The sequence below is a fragment of the Streptomyces sp. NBC_01803 genome (assembly GCF_035917415.1).
GTDB lineage: Bacteria > Actinomycetota > Actinomycetes > Streptomycetales > Streptomycetaceae > Streptomyces.
In genome coordinates, this window is sequence record NZ_CP109073.1 from 3,707,318 (window position 1) to 3,723,147 (window position 15,830).

The 15,830-nt window shown below is 72.3% G+C and carries 17 protein-coding genes; 9 read left to right on the forward strand and 8 right to left on the reverse strand.

Annotated elements, in window-relative coordinates; translation table 11 throughout:
- Nucleotides 1-67: 67 nt before the first annotated feature.
- Nucleotides 68-520 (reverse strand): VOC family protein, encoded by a 453-nt coding sequence (locus OIE51_RS16810; RefSeq protein WP_326598529.1) that lies wholly within the window; start codon nt 518-520, stop codon nt 68-70.
- Nucleotides 521-541: 21 nt separating this feature from the next.
- Between OIE51_RS16810 and OIE51_RS16815 the strand changes: the two genes are divergently transcribed.
- Complete coding sequence (locus tag OIE51_RS16815; RefSeq protein WP_326598530.1) at nt 542-1,162, forward strand: CGNR zinc finger domain-containing protein; 621 nt, start codon at nt 542-544, stop codon at nt 1,160-1,162.
- Between the two features lie 14 nt (nt 1,163-1,176).
- On the opposite strand, the gene OIE51_RS16820 is transcribed toward OIE51_RS16815, so the two are convergent.
- The 7 genes from OIE51_RS16820 to OIE51_RS16850 form a co-directional block, all read right to left on the reverse strand.
- Nucleotides 1,177-1,587 carry a four-helix bundle copper-binding protein gene (locus OIE51_RS16820; RefSeq protein ID WP_326598531.1) on the reverse strand — a complete coding sequence of 137 codons (411 nt, stop codon included), beginning with the start codon at nt 1,585-1,587 and terminating at the stop codon, nt 1,177-1,179.
- An 80-nt stretch (nt 1,588-1,667) separates the two neighbouring features.
- Nucleotides 1,668-2,567, reverse strand: a complete 900-nt coding sequence (gene rarD, locus OIE51_RS16825; RefSeq protein WP_442812061.1) for an EamA family transporter RarD — start codon at nt 2,565-2,567, stop codon at nt 1,668-1,670.
- Nucleotides 2,568-2,871: 304 nt separating this feature from the next.
- The gene (locus OIE51_RS16830; protein WP_326598533.1) at nt 2,872-3,960 is read right to left on the reverse strand and encodes a 2-oxoacid:ferredoxin oxidoreductase subunit beta; all 1,089 of its coding nucleotides are present in this window, start codon (nt 3,958-3,960) and stop codon (nt 2,872-2,874) included.
- A complete protein-coding gene (locus OIE51_RS16835) occupies nt 3,950-5,854 on the reverse strand; it encodes a 2-oxoacid:acceptor oxidoreductase subunit alpha (protein ID WP_326598534.1) in 1,905 nt (634 codons plus the stop codon). Before OIE51_RS16835 ends, OIE51_RS16830 begins: the two co-directional genes overlap by 11 nt.
- Nucleotides 5,855-6,033: 179 nt before the next feature.
- The gene (locus OIE51_RS16840; RefSeq protein WP_326598535.1) at nt 6,034-6,693 is read right to left on the reverse strand and encodes a response regulator transcription factor; all 660 of its coding nucleotides are present in this window, start codon (nt 6,691-6,693) and stop codon (nt 6,034-6,036) included.
- Between the two features lie 66 nt (nt 6,694-6,759).
- A complete protein-coding gene (locus OIE51_RS16845) occupies nt 6,760-8,049 on the reverse strand; it encodes a sensor histidine kinase (protein WP_326598536.1) in 1,290 nt (429 codons plus the stop codon).
- Nucleotides 8,046-9,284: a sensor histidine kinase gene (locus OIE51_RS16850; protein ID WP_326598537.1), complete on the reverse strand. Its 1,239-nt coding sequence runs from the start codon at nt 9,282-9,284 to the stop codon at nt 8,046-8,048. The genes OIE51_RS16845 and OIE51_RS16850 overlap by 4 nt, the downstream gene beginning before the upstream one ends.
- A 174-nt stretch (nt 9,285-9,458) precedes the next feature.
- Between OIE51_RS16850 and OIE51_RS16855 the strand changes: the two genes are divergently transcribed.
- From OIE51_RS16855 to OIE51_RS16890, 8 genes are read left to right on the forward strand one after another with little or no spacing between them, the layout of a single operon-like run.
- Nucleotides 9,459-9,830: an NADH-quinone oxidoreductase subunit A gene (locus tag OIE51_RS16855; RefSeq protein ID WP_326598538.1), complete on the forward strand. Its 372-nt coding sequence runs from the start codon at nt 9,459-9,461 to the stop codon at nt 9,828-9,830.
- 50 nt (nt 9,831-9,880) lie between these two features.
- Entirely contained in the window at nt 9,881-10,384 is a 504-nt protein-coding gene (locus tag OIE51_RS16860) for an NADH-quinone oxidoreductase subunit B (protein WP_326600660.1), read from the forward strand.
- Nucleotides 10,381-11,589, forward strand: coding sequence for an NADH-quinone oxidoreductase subunit C (locus OIE51_RS16865; protein WP_326598539.1), 1,209 nt, complete (start codon nt 10,381-10,383; stop codon nt 11,587-11,589). Before OIE51_RS16860 ends, OIE51_RS16865 begins: the two co-directional genes overlap by 4 nt.
- A complete protein-coding gene (locus OIE51_RS16870) occupies nt 11,589-12,548 on the forward strand; it encodes a complex I subunit 1/NuoH family protein (protein ID WP_442811941.1) in 960 nt (319 codons plus the stop codon). The genes OIE51_RS16865 and OIE51_RS16870 overlap by 1 nt, the downstream gene beginning before the upstream one ends.
- Complete coding sequence (locus OIE51_RS16875; protein WP_326598541.1) at nt 12,545-13,075, forward strand: NuoI/complex I 23 kDa subunit family protein; 531 nt, start codon at nt 12,545-12,547, stop codon at nt 13,073-13,075. Before OIE51_RS16870 ends, OIE51_RS16875 begins: the two co-directional genes overlap by 4 nt.
- Entirely contained in the window at nt 13,072-13,602 is a 531-nt protein-coding gene (locus OIE51_RS16880) for an NADH-quinone oxidoreductase subunit J family protein (RefSeq protein ID WP_326598542.1), read from the forward strand. Before OIE51_RS16875 ends, OIE51_RS16880 begins: the two co-directional genes overlap by 4 nt.
- A complete protein-coding gene (nuoK, locus tag OIE51_RS16885; RefSeq protein ID WP_326598543.1) occupies nt 13,602-13,922 on the forward strand; it encodes an NADH-quinone oxidoreductase subunit NuoK in 321 nt (106 codons plus the stop codon). The genes OIE51_RS16880 and nuoK overlap by 1 nt, the downstream gene beginning before the upstream one ends.
- Nucleotides 13,919-15,826 (forward strand): NADH-quinone oxidoreductase subunit 5 family protein, encoded by a 1,908-nt coding sequence (locus OIE51_RS16890; RefSeq protein ID WP_326598544.1) that lies wholly within the window; start codon nt 13,919-13,921, stop codon nt 15,824-15,826. The genes nuoK and OIE51_RS16890 overlap by 4 nt, the downstream gene beginning before the upstream one ends.
- Nucleotides 15,827-15,830: the final 4 nt, after the last annotated feature.

Below are 15,830 nucleotides of genomic sequence, written 5' to 3' on the forward strand. Positions count from 1 at the left end.
GCGCCGTCCGGGGCCGCGTGGGGGCGGCTCCGGACGCGCCGCCCCGGCGCGGCCCCCGCCCCGGCGGCTAGGTCACGCAGAACTCGTTGCCCTCCGGGTCGCGCATGACCCACCAGTGGCCCGCCGGGCCCTGGTTCTGCTCCTCGACGCGGGTGGCGCCCAGCCCTTCGAGGCGGGTGACCAGCTCTTCGAGCGTGCCGTGTTCGCCGTGGATGTCGATGTGCAGGCGGTTCTTGACGGTCTTGGACTCGGGGACGTCCTGGAAGAGCAGCCGTCGGCCGCGGCCGGCGCCGGTCACCTCGTCGTAGGGGTCGTCGGGGTGACGGACGCCCGCGAGGCCGCGGAAGATCTTGCGGCCGTGCCGCTCCGCGATCAGGTCGGGGCCGATCTGCCCGGCGGCCAGGAGGTGTTCGATCAGCGCGCTGTTGTCCTCCACCACGTAGTCCAGGGCGGCGGCCCAGAAATCGGCGAGCGCGGGGGCGTCCTCGGTATCGATGACCAGCTTCCAGTGCAGTGCCATGTAACTACTTATAGTAGTTACATGACGTCGTCCGCAACAGGTCTCGTCCTGCGTTCCGCCACCGGCGCGCCGTATCGCTTCGATCCCGGCACCCTCTGTCTGGAGCTGCTGCCGACCGGAGGCCCCAGCGCGTTCGCGCGGTACGAGGTGCTGCACGAGCCCGCTGATCTGGCCGACTGGGCCGGGAGCTCCCGGCTGACGCCGACGCCCGCCGTCGCGGTGTCGCCCGAGGAGCTGGTCGCGGCCAGAGCGCTGCGGGACGCGCTGTGGCGGCTGGCCTTGGCGCGGGCCGAGGGCGCTCCGGTGACGCCCGCCGACCTCGCCGTCGTGAACGAGGCCGCCGCTCGCCCGGCGCTGGCCCCGTCGGCCGGCCCGGACGGCGAGCGGGCCTGGGCCGGCCCGCTGACGGGCGAGCGGCTGCTCGCCACGGTCGCGCGGGACGCGGTGGAGCTGTTGACCGGCCCGTTCCGGGACCGGATCAGGATGTGCTCCGGCGAGAGGTGCCATCTGGTCTATGTGGACACCTCGCGGCCGGGCAGTCGCCGCTGGTGTTCGATGGAGCACTGCGGCAACCGCCACAAGGTGCGGGCCTCGCGGGCCCGGGCCCGCCGCTCCGGAGAGCCGGAGGAGGGAAAGGGCTGACGCCCGTGGGCGGGTCAGCCCAGCGAAGCCAGCAGGTCGTCGCACGCCCGCTCGCAGCGGCGGCAGGCTTCCGCGCACACGCGGCAGTGCTCGTGCGTGGTGGCGTGCCGCTCGCATTCCTCGGCGCACGCCTTGCAGACGGTGGCGCACGCCATGAGCTGAGCGCGGGTGACGTTGGCGTCGTAGCCGGTGTGCCGGGAGAGCACCCGCGCGGTGGCCTCGCAGATGTCCGCGCAGTCCAGATCGGTGCGGACGCACTTGGCCAGGTCCGCGACCTGCTCCTCGGAGAGACAGGAGTCCGCGCAGGCGGTACACGCCTGGGCGCAGACCATGCACTCCTCGATACAGCGCCTGAGCTGGTCGCGGTCCACCCTGCCGAGGTCGGCGGGATAGGTGCGCAGCATGTCGTCGATCGCCATGGTCATGATTGATCGCTCCCACAGGGTGTCGGAAGAGCCGTTATGTCCCGCCCCGGGTAACCGGTGAGCGGGCTCGGGAAACAGCGTCAGTCCGTCACCGCTGCCGGGCGCGGCTCGAACACCGGCGGGGTGTGGCGGGCCACGGCGGCCGTCCTGCGGTTTCGGTGCGCCTGGCGGAGGGCGTCCCACGTCAGCACGCACAGCGCCATCCACACCAGCGCGAAGCCGGCCCAGCGCTCCGGCGGCATCTCCTCGCGGAAGGCCAGCACCCCGAGCAGGAACATGGTGGTCGGCGCGATGTACTGCATCAGGCCGATCGTGGACAGCGGGACGCGGACGGCGGCGGCGCCGAAGAAGATCAGCGGCAGCGCGGTGGCCAGCCCGCTGACGACCAGCAGCAGCGCGTGCCCGACGCCCTCCCCGGTGAACGTGGCGTCGCCGCGCGCCCCGATCACCACGAGGAAGCCGAGCGCCGGCAGGAACTGGAGGGCCGAGTCGGCGCTGAAGCCCGCCAGCCCATCCAGGTCGGTCCGCTTCTTGAGCAGGCTGTAGGTGGCGAAGCTGGTGCTGAGCGCCAGCGAGATCCAGGGCACCTGCCCGTAGGCGACGCTCATCACGATCACCGCCGTGCCGCCGATGCCGACGGCCGCCCACTGCGCGGGCCGCAGCCGCTCGGAGAGCAGGAGCACGCCGAACGCGATGGTGAAGAGGGGGTTGATGAAATACCCCAGCGAGGCTTCCAGCACCCGGTCCTCGGCGACGGCCCAGATGAAGATGTACCAGTTCACCGAGATGAGCGTCGCGGAGAGCGCCAGCATGCCCAGCCGCTTCGGCTGGCGCAGCAGCGGCCGTATCCAGCTCCAGCTGCGCACCAGGGCGAGCATGAGCACGGCGGTCGGCAGCGACCACGCCATGCGGTGGGCCAGCACCTCGGCGGCGGGCGTCGTGTCCAGCAGGTGCCAGTAGAGCGGGAGCAGGCCCCACATGCCGAACGCCGCGAGCCCGTAGGTCAGTCCCGCCCGGCTCGCCGTGCCGCCGACTGTGCTCACCACTGCCTCCCCACCCCGGGCTCGCCCGGGGGACCCCATCGCCCGACGCCTCCACGAAGGTAGCGCCGGGCGGGCGGGTTGTCATTCCCGTTTCAGCCCTTTGGTGCTGACGGGCGATGGTGCGGGCAGGCGGTGGTGCGGGCAGGCGGTGGTGCTGACGGGCGATGGTGCGGGCAGGCGATGGCGCGGGCAGGCGATGGCGCGGGCAGGCTTGACGGGCCATCAGTCCTTGTCGGAGCCGTCAGCCCTTGACGGTCCAGGTGTCGTTCCCGGTCAGGAGCGCGGCCAGGTCGCCCTTGCCCTGCCGCTCGACCGCCTCCTCCAGCTGCTCGGCCATCTGGTCCTCGTAGACCGGGCGTTCGACGCTGCGCAGCACACCGATCGGGGTGCGGTGCAGGGTGTGCGGGTCGGCCAGGCGGGAGAGCGCGAACGCCGTGACCGGGGACGCGGCGTGGGCGTCGTGGACCAGGATGCCGTCGGTGCCCTCGGTGGCGACGTCGATCACCTTCAGCTCCCCGGTCGCCGGGTCGCGCACGACGCCCTTGGCGCCGAGCCCGTCCTCCGCCGGGGCGCCGAAGCGGACCGGCTCACCGTGCTCCAGCCGGACCACGGCCTCCAGCGCCTGGTCCTTGTCCTTCAGGACCTCGAAGGCGCCGTCGTTGAAGATGTTGCAGTTCTGGTAGATCTCCACCAGCGCCGAGCCGTGGTGCTCGGCGGCGGCGCGGAGCACGCCCGTCAGGTGCTTGCGGTCGGAGTCGATGGTGCGGGCGACGAAGGACGCCTCGGCGCCCAGCGCCAGCGAGACCGGGTTGAACGGGGTGTCGAGCGAGCCCATCGGCGTCGACTTGGTGATCTTGCCCGGCTCGGAGGTCGGCGAGTACTGCCCCTTGGTCAGCCCGTAGATCCGGTTGTTGAACAGCAGGATCTTCAGGTTGACGTTGCGGCGCAGCGCGTGGATGAGGTGGTTGCCGCCGATCGACAGCGCGTCGCCGTCGCCGGTGACGACCCAGACCGACAGGTCCCGGCGGGCGGCGGCCAGGCCGGTGGCGATCGCCGGGGCGCGGCCGTGGATCGAGTGCATCCCGTAGGTGTTCATGTAGTACGGGAAGCGGGAGGAGCAGCCGATGCCGGAGATGAAGACGATGTTCTCCTTGGCCAGGCCGAGCTCCGGCAGGAAGCCCTGGACGGCGGCCAGCACGGCGTAGTCGCCGCAGCCGGGGCACCAGCGGACCTCCTGGTCCGACTTGAAGTCCTTCGCGGTCTGACGGCTGTCGGCGGTGGGGACGAGCGCCAGCGCGGTGCGGGCCGGGATGGGCGTCTCAGTGGACATCGTCGACAGCCTCCTTGAAAGCGGATGCGAGCTGCTCGGCCTTGAACGGCATGCCATTGACCTGGGTGAAGGAGCGGACGTCCACCAGGTACCTGGCGCGCAACAGGGTGGCGAGCTGGCCGAGGTTCATCTCGGGCAGGACGACCCGGTCGTAGGCCCGCAGCACCTTCCCGAGGTTGGCCGGGAAGGGGTTGAGGTGACGCAGATGAGTCTGGGCGATCTCCCCGCCGGCCCGGCGGATGCGGCGGACGGCGGCGGTGATCGGCCCGAACGTCGAGCCCCAGCCCAGCACCAGCACCTTCGCCCGGCCGCTCGGGTCGTCGACGACGACATCGGGGACGTCGACGCCGTCCGTCTTGGCCTGGCGGGTGCGGACCATGAACTCGTGGTTGGCCGGGTCGTAGCTGATGTTGCCCGTGCCGTCCTGCTTCTCGATACCGCCGATGCGGTGCTCCAGCCCGGGGGTGCCGGGGACGGCCCACGGCCGGGCCAGCGTCACCTCGTCCCGCTTGTACGGCCAGAAGACCTCGGTGCCGTCGGCGAGCGTGTGGTTCGGCCCGGCGGCGAACTGGACGCGCAGGTCCGGCAGTAGATCCGCCTCCGGCACCCGCCACGGCTCGGAGCCGTTGGCCAGATAGCCGTCGGAGAGCAGGAAGACCGGGGTGCGGTAGGTCAGCGCGATACGGGCCGCCTCCAGGGCCGCGGTGAAGCAGTCGCCTGGTGTGGCCGGGGCCACGATCGGCATCGGCGCCTCGCCGTTGCGGCCGAACATCGCCTGGAGCAGGTCGGCCTGCTCGGTCTTCGTCGGCAGGCCGGTGGACGGGCCGCCGCGCTGGATGTCCACGATCAGCAGCGGCAGCTCCAGCGAGACGGCCAGACCGATCGTCTCGGACTTGAGCGCGACGCCGGGGCCCGAGGTGGTGGTCACGCCGAGCGCGCCGCCGAAGGCCGCGCCCAGGGCCGCGCCGATGCCCGCGATCTCGTCCTCGGCCTGGAAGGTGCGGACGCCGAAGTTCTTGTGCCGGGACAGCTCGTGCAGGATGTCCGAGGCGGGCGTGATCGGGTACGAGCCGAGGAAGAGCGGCAGATCGGCCCGCCGCGCGGCGGCGATCAGGCCGTAGGCGAGCGCCAGGTTCCCCGAGATGTTCCGGTAGGTGCCGGCCGGGAACGCGGAGGCGGCCGGGGCCACCTCGTAGGAGACGGCGAAGTCCTCGGTGGTCTCCCCGAAGTTCCACCCGGCGCGGAACGCCGTGATGTTCGCCTCGGCGATCTCCGGGCGCTTGCCGAACTTGGCCCGCAGGAACGCCTCGGTGCCCTCGGTCGGCCGGTGGTACATCCACGACAGCAGGCCGAGCGCGAACATGTTCTTCGAGCGGCCCGCGTCCTTGCGCGTGAGATCGAAGTTCTTCAGCGCCTCGACCGTCAGCGTGGTCAGCGGCACCTTGTGCAGCGCGAACCCGTCGAGGGAGCCGTCCTCCAGGGGATTGCTTTCGTAACCGACTTTGGCGAGGGCGCGGGCACCGAACTCGTCGGTGTTCACGATCAACTCGGCGCCGCGCGGCAAATCGGGAAGATTCGCCTTCAACGCCGCCGGATTCATCGCCACCAGGACATTCGGGGCGTCGCCCGGAGTGAGGATGTCGTGGTCGGCGAAGTGGAGCTGGAAGGAGGAGACACCCGGCAGCGTGCCGGCGGGGGCACGGATTTCCGCCGGGAAGTTCGGCAGTGTGGACAGGTCATTCCCGAGGGAAGCCGTCTCCGAGGTGAAACGGTCGCCCGTGAGCTGCATTCCGTCCCCGGAGTCCCCGGCGAACCGGATGATCACCCGGTCCAGGCGCCTGATGTCCTTGGCGCTTCCGCTGTCCCGGCTTCCCTGGTCGACCTCAGTGGTCACTGCTCAGTCCTCCTTCGAGGCGGCTCATCCCGGCCATGGTACGTGGGTAAGGGTTACCTACCTAAAGGTGATCACATGATGGGACGTACCCCGGTCCCATGGCGTTCCCGCACCCTCAACCAGCCCCCCGCACCCCGCCCTTGCTCCCGCGGAGATCCCTGTTCCAGCCTGTCAGGAGGCTAGGAATTGAGATAGGTCAGAACCGCCAAGACCCGCCGGTGATCTGTGTCACTCTGCGCCAAGCCGAGTTTCATGAAGATGTTGCTAACGTGCTTTTCGACCGCTCCGTGACTCACAACGAGTTGTTGAGCGACGGCCGAGTTCGTTCGGCCCTCCGCCATAAGTCCTAGGACTTCCCTTTCCCGGGGGGTGAGCCCGGCGAGCACGTCCTGCTTGCGACTGCGTCCGAGCAGCTGTGCGACGACCTCCGGGTCCAGCGCCGTGCCGCCCGACGCGACCCGGGTCACCGCCTCCACGAACTCGCTGACGTCGGCGACCCGGTCTTTCAGGAGATAGCCCACTCCCCGGCTGGACCCGGCGATCAGCTCCGTGGCGTACTGCTCCTCCACATACTGCGAGAGCACCAGCACCCCCAGCTCCGGATACCGCTGCCGCAGCCGCACGGCCGCCCGCACGCCCTCGTCCGTGTGCGTCGGCGGCATCCGCACGTCCGCCACCACGACGTCGGGCGGCTCACCCCCGTCCGCCAGCTCTCGCACCGCGCTGATCAGCGCTTCCCCGTCCCCGACCCCCGCGACGACGTCGTGCCCCCGGTCGCCCAGCAATCGGGTCAGCCCTTCCCGCAGCAGCACCGAGTCCTCGGCGATGACTACTCGCACGTCCGGTTCCCCCTATGTTCCGTTCACGATGGCAAGCTCCCGCGCAGGATCTCACCTCGCGCCGGATCAGGGGGCCGTGCGCTCGCGCCAGGGCAGTTCGGCGGTGACGGTGGTCGGGCCGCCGGGTGGTGAGTGGACGGCGAGCAGGCCGTCGACGGCGGCGAGTCGTTCGGCGAGTCCGGCGAGGCCGGAGCCGGCGGTGGCGTCGGCGCCGCCCCGGCCGTCGTCCGTGACCTGGAGCATCAGCCGGTCCCCGGCCCGCCACAGGTCGATCCCCGCCCGCCGCGCGCCGGAGTGCTTGCTGACGTTCTGCAGCAGCTCGGAGGCCGTGAAATACGCGATGCCCTCGATCGCCTCCGCCGGGCGCGACCCCAGCTCCACCTCCACCGTCACCGGCACGGTGCAGCGGGAGGCGACGGCGGACAGCGCCGGGCCCAGGCCCCGGTCGGTCAGGATCGCCGGATGGATGCCCCGGGCCAGATCCCGCAGCTCCCGCAACGCGAGCTTCACCTCGCCGTGCGCCTCGTCCACCATCCGGGCCGCCGCCGCCGGATCCTCCGTGAGCTTCTCCTTCGCCATCCCCAGCCCCATCGCCAGCGCCACCAGCCGCGCCTGCGCCCCGTCATGCAGATCCCGCTCGATCCGCCGCAGATCCGCGGCCGAGGCGTCCACCACCACCGACCGGTCCGACTCCAGCTGCCACATCCGCGTCGCCGCCGCCGACGGGCCGAGCAGGCTCGACACCAGCAGCCGGTCCACCGCCGCCATGCCCCGGATCAGGGGAGCGGCGGCGATCAGCACCAGCAGTCCGAGCACGGCGGCCATGACCACCTCCAGCGGTCCGTCCCAGCTCCAGCCACCGCCCTGGCCGTCCGTGTTGACCCCGACCCCGGGCTCGTCGGTGTAGGTGGGGATCGTCCAGAACCACAGCGGGTACGTCAGCAACGACCAGCCCGCCGCCCACAGCGCGATCACCACGGCGAACGTGAACACGCCCCACGGCAGGTGCAGCAGGGCGTACGCCGCCGACCGCCACGACACGTTGCTGCGCAGCATCGCGCCCGTCCAGGCCAGCGGCCCCCGGCGGCCCTCGCGCGGTCGCGACGGCTCCGGCTCGGCCACGTCCAGGCGCAGCAGCAGCCGGGCCCTCAACCGCTCCAGCCGCCCGAACAGGCGCAGCACCAGCAGCACGGCGGCCATCAGCGGCAGTCCGACGAACGTCACCAGCAGCCCGCCGCTGACCGACAGGCCGACCACCGCGACGACGAACCCGATCAGCGCCATCGGGAGGTTCAGCAGCCCGTACAGGCCCTCGCGCCAGGTGCGGGCCGTGAAGGGCAGACGCAGCACGGTCATCGGGGGGCTCCTTCCGGTTCCGGTTCCGAGGCGTCGGCCGCCGGTGACGTGCGCTCGCGCCAGGGCAGTTCGGCGGTGACGGTGGTCGGGCCGCCGGGTGGTGAGTGGACGGCGAGCAGGCCGTCGACGGCGGCGAGTCGTTCGGCGAGTCCGGCGAGGCCGGAGCCGGCGGTGGCGTCGGCGCCGCCCCGGCCGTCGTCCATGACCTGGAGCATCAACCGGGTCTCCGTCCGCCAGACGTCGACGGAGGCGTGCGCGGCGCCGGAGTGCTTGCTGACGTTCTGCAGCAGCTCGGAGGCGGTGAAGTACGCGATGCCCTCGATGGCCGGGGCCGGCCGGGCGGCCGTCTCGACCGTGACCCGGACCGGCACGGTGCAGCGGGAGGCGACGGCGGACAGCGCCGGGCCCAGGCCCCGGTCGGTCAGGATCGCCGGATGGATGCCCCGGGCCAGATCCCGCAGCTCCCGCAACGCGAGCTTCACCTCGCCGTGCGCCTCGTCCACCATCCGGGCCGCCGCCGCCGGATCCTCGGTGAGCTTCTCCTTCGCCATCCCCAGCCCCATCGCCAGCGCCACCAGCCGCGCCTGCGCCCCGTCATGCAGATCCCGCTCGATCCGCCGCAGATCCGCGCTGGCCGTGTCGGTCACCGTCACACGGTCCGACTCCAGCTCCGCGATGCGCCGCTCCAACTCGTCGGAGGGCGACAGCAGGCCGCGCACCAGCGCCCGGTCCACGTTGGTCATCCAGCGCGCCAGCCACGGCAGCGCGGGCCAGGCGACGAACAGCGCGGCGCATGTCACCCAGCAGGTCAGCGTCGTCCATGGCAGCCGCACCACGAAGAACAGCGCGGTGCGCCACCCGACCGGATCCTTCAGTCCCGCCCACACCCAGCCGAAGAAGCCGGCGCCGCGCCGCGCGCCGCTCAGCGGGCTCGGCTCGTCGATGCGGAGCTTCAGCAGCGCCCTGGCCCGGGCTCGCTCCCAGGCGCCGAAGCGGCGGCAGCCGAGCAGGCCGAGGGCCAGCACCGGCAGGCCGATCACCGTCACCGAGAGCAGCACCCCGGCGTAGATCCACGCCAGCACGTAGCAGAACGCGATCAGATCGAGCGGCCAGCTCGACAGCAAGTACCCGCACTCCCGCCACGTCTGCGCGCCCAGGGGGGCGCGCGGCGGTGGCAGCGGCGCGGGGGCCTCGGCGCTCGCGCCGGTCCCGGGGGCGGTGATGGTGCTGGTCATGGCCCCAAGAGTGCCGGGCGGCGGGAACGGCCGCCATGGGGTACGTCGGTCAACCGCGGTGGGGCTATCCCCACCCCTCGGGAGACCGCCGTGGTCACAAGCGGGTCACCACCCCTAGACTCCCGTGCAGTCAGTCCTCACTTCCCGTTCCCGCTCGCTGTCGGAGGCCGAACCGTGCCCGACTACTTCCACGGCTACTCGGTCGTCGGTCTGGTCGCGGTCGTCGGCGTGCTGTTCGTCGCCGTCGCGTTCGGCGCGAACCGGCTGCTGCGGCCCGTGGTCCCCACGCCGGAGAAGCTGCTGACGTACGAGTCCGGCGTCGACCCGGTCGGGGAGGGCTGGGCCCACACGCAGGTGCGGTTCTACGTCTACGCCTTCCTGTACGTGATCTTCGCCGTCGACTCCGTCTTCCTCTTCCCCTGGGCGACGGTCTTCGCGGCGGACGGCTTCGGCGGGACGACGCTGGTGGAGATGTTCATCTTCCTGGGCTTCCTCGGCGTCGGACTGCTGTACGCCTGGAAGAAGGGAGTCCTGACGTGGACCTGACGCCGGTCAAGCCCACCCTCGGTCCGCTGGCGCGGCTGGCGCCCGAGCCGATGAAGGTGGTCCTGAACTGGGGCCGTCGCTACAGCCTCTGGGTGTTCAACTTCGGACTCGCCTGCTGCGCGATCGAGTTCATCGCCGCGTCGATGGCGCGGCACGACTTCATCCGGCTCGGCGTGATCCCGTTCGCGCCCGGACCGCGCCAGGCCGACCTGATGGTCGTCGCCGGAACGGTCACCGACAAGATGGCGCCGGCGGTCAAGCGGCTCTACGAGCAGATGCCGGAACCGAAGTACGTGATCTCGTTCGGCGCCTGTGCCAACTGCGGCGGCCCGTACTGGGACTCGTACGCCGTGACCAAGGGCGTCGACCAGATCATCCCGGTCGACGTCTACGTGCCCGGCTGCCCGCCCCGGCCCGAGGCGCTCATGCAGGGCATCCTCACCCTCCAGGAGAAGATCGCGGCGGAGTCGGTCCCCGAGCGGTACACGGCCTCCCCGGCGGCCCTGACCAGCGGTCTCGTCACCCCGGCCACTCCCGAGGGGAGCGGGCGGTGACGGTCGGCTGGCTGCCGCGTCCCGCCGCCGAGATCTTCGGGGAGGGCGCGGAGGCGTCGGAGGCGTACGAGGTGCTGACCGTCGACGTGCCACCGGCCGCCTGGCCCCAGGCGCTGCGGACGGCGCGGGACGAACTGGGCTGCGCGTTCTTCGACTGGCTGAGCGCCGTGGACGAACCGGGCACCGGCTTCCGGGTCTGCGCCCACGTCGCCGCCCTCGGCACCCCACCGCGCCGCCTGCTGCTGCGGACGACCGTGCCGCACGAGAACCCGGCGCTGCCGACCGTGACCGGCGTGTACGCGGGGGCGTCGTGGCACGAGCGGGAGACGCACGAGATGTTCGGCATCGACTTCCCGGGCCACCCGGAGCTGATTCCGCTGCTGCTCCCGGAGAACTTCGAGGGCCACCCGCTGCGGAAGGACTTCGTCCTCGCGGCGAGGGTGGCGAAGGCGTGGCCCGGCGCGAAGGAGCCGGGCGAATCGGCCCACGGCGGCCCCAAGCGCCGCCAGATGCTGCCCCCCGGCGTCCCCGACCCCAACGAATGGGGCCCCCTGAAGGGCCAGCTCCCCGACCTCCCGGCGGCCAGACCCCCCCGCCGCACGGGCGCCTCCCCGCCGGAGGGCCGGGCCGCGTCTCGCCGGAGTCGCACGGCGGGCGAGGGTTCGGCGAGCCAGCGCGACGACGCGCCGGAGGCGGGCACGACGGCGTCTGCCGGGGAGGGCCGCCCCGCGTCCCGCCCGGACCGCTCGGCGGGCGAGGGTTCGATGCGCCGGCGCGACGACGCGCCGGAGGCGGGCACGACGGCGTCTGCCGGGGAGGGCCGGGCCGCGTCCCGTCGGAGTCGCATGGCGGGCGAGGGCTCGGCGAGCCAGCGCGACGACGCGCCGGAGGCGGGCGGCGAGACGTCTGCCGCGGCGGGCCGCCCCACGTCCCGTCGGGACCGCTCGGCGGGCGAGGGTTCGGCGAGCCGGCGCGATGACGCGCCGGAGGCGGGCACGACGGCGTCTGCCGGGGAGGGCCGCCCCGCGTCCCGCCCGGACCGCTCCACCGACGAGGATTCGGCGAGTCGGGAGGCCGGCTCCGCGTCGGCTGGTGAGGCGGCGCGGCGGCGGACCGATGTGCCGTGGAATCAGGTTCCCTCCGACGACAGCGACCGCGATACCGACAGCGATACCGACAGCGATACCGACGGAGGCGGTCGTTGATGGATCTTCTCGATGTCGGCGCGCGGCTTCTCGCCGTGCTGCTCGCCTTCCTCGTGCTGCCCCTCCTCGTCGGGCAGAGCGAGCACAAGGTCATGGCCCACATGCAGGGCCGCGTCGGCCCGATGCACGCCGGCGGGTTCCACGGCTGGGCCCAACTCGTCGCCGACGGTGTGAAGTTCGCGCAGAAGGAGGACATCGTCCCCGCCGGGGCCGACCGCCGGGTCTTCCAGCTCGCGCCCGCCGTCGCGCTCATCCCGTACCTGATCGTCCTCATCGCCATCCCCTTCGGCCCCGACGGGATGGTCGGCCAGATCCTCGACGCCGGAATCCTCTTCGTGCTCGCCGTTCTCGGCGTCGGCGTCCTCGGGGCGCTCATGGGCGGCTGGGCCTCCGCCAACAAGTACTCGCTGCTCGGCGGCATGCGGACCGCCGCCCAGCTCATGGCCTACGAGCTGCCGCTCCTCCTCACCGCCGCCTCCGTCGCCATGGCCGCCGGAACGCTCAGCCTCCCCGGCATCCTGGCCGAGTTCGAGTGGTGGTGGGTGCCCTGGCAGCTCGCCGGCGCCTTCGTCTTCTTCACCGCCGGCCTCGCCGAGCTGCAACGGCCGCCGTTCGACGCGCCGATCGCCAACGAGGAGATCGTCTTCGGCGCCTACACCGAGTACTCCGGCCTCCGCTTCGCCCTCTTCCTCCTCGCCGAGTACGCCGGCATCGTCGTCATCTGCGCCCTGACCGCCGTCCTCTTCCTCGGCGGCTGGCACGGCCCGGCCGCCGACCAGCTCGGCTGGCTGTGGATGCTGCTGAAGACCGGCGGCCTCGCCTTCCTCGTCATCTGGGCCCGCGTGGCCTGGCCGCGGCTGCGCGCCGACCAGATCCAGAAGTTCGCCTGGACCGTGCTCGTGCCGCTCGCCCTCGCGCAGGTGGCCCTCACCGGAGTCGTCAGGGTGGTGATCGCATGAGCTTCGGATCCGGTCTCGTCAAGGGGCTGGCCGTCACGCTGCGCACGATGACGCGCCGCGCCGTCACGCGGCAGTATCCGGAGGTCCAGCCCGAGCTGCCGCCGCGCAGCCGGGGCGTGATCGCGCTGTTCGAGGAGAACTGCACGGTCTGCATGCTCTGCGCCCGCGAGTGCCCCGACTGGTGCATCTACATCGACTCCCACAAGGAGACCCTCCCCGCCACCGCTCCCGGCGGGCGGGAGCGCAGCCGCAACGTCCTCGACCGGTTCGCCATCGACTTCTCGCTGTGCATGTACTGCGGGATCTGCGTCGAGGTGTGCCCGTTCGACGCGCTGTTCTGGTCCCCGGAGTTCGAGTACTCCGAGACCGACATCCACGAGCTGACCCACGAGCGCGACCGGCTGCGCGAGTGGATGTGGACCGTGCCCGAGCCGCCGCCGCTGGACCCGGCGGCCGAGGAGCCGAAGGAGATCGCCGCCGCCCGCAAGGCGGCGGAACGGGAGACGCGCGCGGGGGAGGGAACGTGACCGGCGGCAACGGATATCTCTCGCCGTCCGGACAGGAGATCGTCTTCATCCTGACCGGCCTCGTCGTCCTCGGCGCCGCCGTGCTGTGCGTCACGACCAAGCAACTCGTGCACGCCGCGCTCTGGCTGGTCGTCGCCCTCGGCGGGCTCGCCGTCCAGTACCTGCTGCTCACCGCCGAGTTCGTGGCCTGGGTGCAGGTCCTGATCTACCTCGGGTCGGTCGTCGTCCTGCTGCTGTTCGGGCTGATGCTCACCAAGGCGCCCATCGGCCCGTCCGCCGAGGCCGACTCCGGCAACCGCCCCGTCGCCCTCGTCGTCGCCCTGGCCGCCGCCGCCACCCTCGTCACCCTGGTCGTCGACGCCTTCCGCACCGCCTGGATCGACCTCGACACCCCGCACGGCGAGACCGGACCGGTCGGCGAGAGCCTGTTCCGCGTCTGGGTGCTGCCCTTCGAGGCGCTGTCGGTCCTGCTGCTCGCCGCGCTGGTCGGCGCCATCGTCCTGTCCCGCAAGGACGGTGAGGGCTGATGCACCTCGTCTACCCGGCCGTGCTCTCCGCGCTGCTGTTCGGCGTCGGCCTGTACGGCGTCCTGGCCCGGCGGAACGCCATCCTGGTGCTGATGTCGGTGGAGCTGATGCTCGCCGCCGTCGGTCTCAACCTCGTCGCGTTCGACGTCTGGCTGCGCGACGCCACCCACGCCGGCCAGGTCTTCACGCTCTTCCTCATCGCCCTCGCCGCCGCGGAGATCGGTATCGGCCTCGCCATCGTCCTGCTCGTCCACCGACGACGCGGCACCACGGCCGTCGACCGGCTCACCGAGCTCCGGGAGAAGAAGCCCGTCACGTGAACACCACGACCGCCGCCGTCCTCGTCCCGCTGCTGCCCTTCGCCGCCGCGGCGCTGATCCTGCTCACCGGTCGGCGCGCCCCGGAGTTCGCGCGCCCGCTCGCCGTGCTGCCCACGCTGCTTTCCGCCGCCCTCGCGGTCTTCGTGGCGCTGCGTCAGGGCGGCGACGAGCCGATCGACGCCGCCACCCGCCTCACCCGCACCGGGAACGACGCGCTGCCCATCGAGCTGGCCCTGCACCTCGACGGGTACGCCGTTCTGGTGGCCGTGCTGGTCACCGTCGTCGCCGGCTGCGTCCAGCTCTACTCCACCGGCTACATGCGCGGCGACGCCCGCTACCCGTCGTACGCCGCCCTTGTCTCCCTTTTCACCGCCGCGATGCTGCTGGTCGTCTACACCGACGATCTGATCGTGCTGCTGACCGGCTGGGAGGTCATGGGCATCGCCTCCTACTTCCTGGTCGGCCACTACTGGGAGACCTCGGCGGCCCGCGCCGCCTCGCTGAAGGCGTTCCTGGTCACCAAGCTCGGTGACGTGCCGTTCCTGATCGGCATCCTGATCCTGGCCGGCGACGCGGGCACGTTCCGGATCAGCGCCATCGCGGACCGGCTCTCCTCGCCGTCCTCGTCCTTCGCGCTCGACCACCCCACGCTGGTGGCGCTGCTGCTGCTCGCCGGGGTGGCCGGCAAGTCGGCACAGGTGCCGCTGCACACCTGGCTGCCGGACGCGATGGCCGGCCCGACGCCCGTCTCCGCGCTCATCCACGCCGCCACCATGGTCGCCGCGGGCGTCTACTTCGTCGCCCGGCTGCTGCCGGTCTTCACCGCCTCGGCCGCCGCCCTCACTGTCCTCGCCGTCGTCTCCGCGCTGACCATGCTGGGCTCGGCCCTCGCCGCGCTCGCCCAGGACGACGTCAAACGGATACTGGCTTACTCCACCATCGGCCAGCTCGGCTACATGACCGGCGCGCTCGCCGTCGCGGACCGCGAGGCCGCCGTCTTCCACCTGCTCACCCACGGCGCGTTCAAGGCGCTGCTGTTCCTCACCGCCGGGGTGCTCATCCACACCGCGGGCACCGGCTCGCTGACCGCCATGTCGCGGCTGCGCGCCCTGCGGCGGCGGGCGCCGGACGCCTTCTGGGCGATGACGATCGGACTGCTCGCGCTGGCCGCCGTGCCGCCGTTCTCCGGGTTCTTCTCCAAGGAGGCCGTGCTGGGCGCGGCCGAGCACGCCGCGCTGGACTCCGCGCACGGCGTCCCGGCCGCCGCGGGCTGGATCGTGCTGGTAGCGGGCCTGGCGACGGCGCTGGTCACCGCCGCCTACGCGGCGCGGCTGTGGCTGGTCGCCTTCCACGATCCGGCCGGCGTCCGGGAGGAGCCGGTGCCGGTCGGGGAGGGCGCGAGCCCGGCGATGACCGCCGTGCTGTGGCTGCTCGCGCTGCCCGCCCTGGCGCTCGGCCTGGCCTACCGGGAGCTGCCCGACTGGTTCGACGGCGGCTCGCTCGCCCCGTCCCCGGCCACCTCGGCGCTGGCCACCGGGGCCGCGCTGTTCGGCGCGCTGATCGCCTGGGCGGGCTGGCGGCGGGCGTACGAGGGCGACCGGCCGGTCGACCCGGGGCCGGTGCTGCTCGGCCGGCTGCACCGGCACGCCGCCGCCGGTTTCCACCTGGACGCCGTCTACGCGGCGGCGTTCGTCCGGCCGGTCCGGGCCGCCGCCCGGCTGGTGCGCTTCCTCGACGCGGCCGTCGTCGACACGTACGTGCGCGGCGCCGCCAACGGCACCGGCCTGCTCGGCACCCTCACCCGCCGCGCCCAGACCGGCAACATCCAGACCTATCTCAGCGCCCTGGCCGCGGGGGCCCTCATCCTGACCGTCGCCGCCGTCCTCGTCGTCACGGGGAAGTGACCGC

Bases quoted from the DNA above. Each gene is read 5' to 3' on its own strand.
- OIE51_RS16810 (WP_326598529.1), bottom strand. From the start codon at position 520: ATGGCACTGCACTGGAAGCTGGTCATCGATACCGAGGACGCCCCCGCG.
- OIE51_RS16815 (WP_326598530.1), top strand. From the start codon at position 542: ATGACGTCGTCCGCAACAGGTCTCGTCCTGCGTTCCGCCACCGGCGCG.
- OIE51_RS16820 (WP_326598531.1), bottom strand. From the start codon at position 1,587: ATGACCATGGCGATCGACGACATGCTGCGCACCTATCCCGCCGACCTC.
- rarD (WP_442812061.1), bottom strand. From the start codon at position 2,567: ATGTGGGGCCTGCTCCCGCTCTACTGGCACCTGCTGGACACGACGCCC.
- OIE51_RS16830 (WP_326598533.1), bottom strand. From the start codon at position 3,960: ATGTCCACTGAGACGCCCATCCCGGCCCGCACCGCGCTGGCGCTCGTC.
- OIE51_RS16845 (WP_326598536.1), bottom strand. From the start codon at position 8,049: ATGACCGTGCTGCGTCTGCCCTTCACGGCCCGCACCTGGCGCGAGGGC.
- OIE51_RS16850 (WP_326598537.1), bottom strand. From the start codon at position 9,284: ATGACCAGCACCATCACCGCCCCCGGGACCGGCGCGAGCGCCGAGGCC.
- OIE51_RS16860 (WP_326600660.1), top strand. From the start codon at position 9,881: ATGAAGGTGGTCCTGAACTGGGGCCGTCGCTACAGCCTCTGGGTGTTC.
- OIE51_RS16870 (WP_442811941.1), top strand. From the start codon at position 11,589: ATGGATCTTCTCGATGTCGGCGCGCGGCTTCTCGCCGTGCTGCTCGCC.
- OIE51_RS16875 (WP_326598541.1), top strand. From the start codon at position 12,545: ATGAGCTTCGGATCCGGTCTCGTCAAGGGGCTGGCCGTCACGCTGCGC.
- nuoK (WP_326598543.1), top strand. From the start codon at position 13,602: ATGCACCTCGTCTACCCGGCCGTGCTCTCCGCGCTGCTGTTCGGCGTC.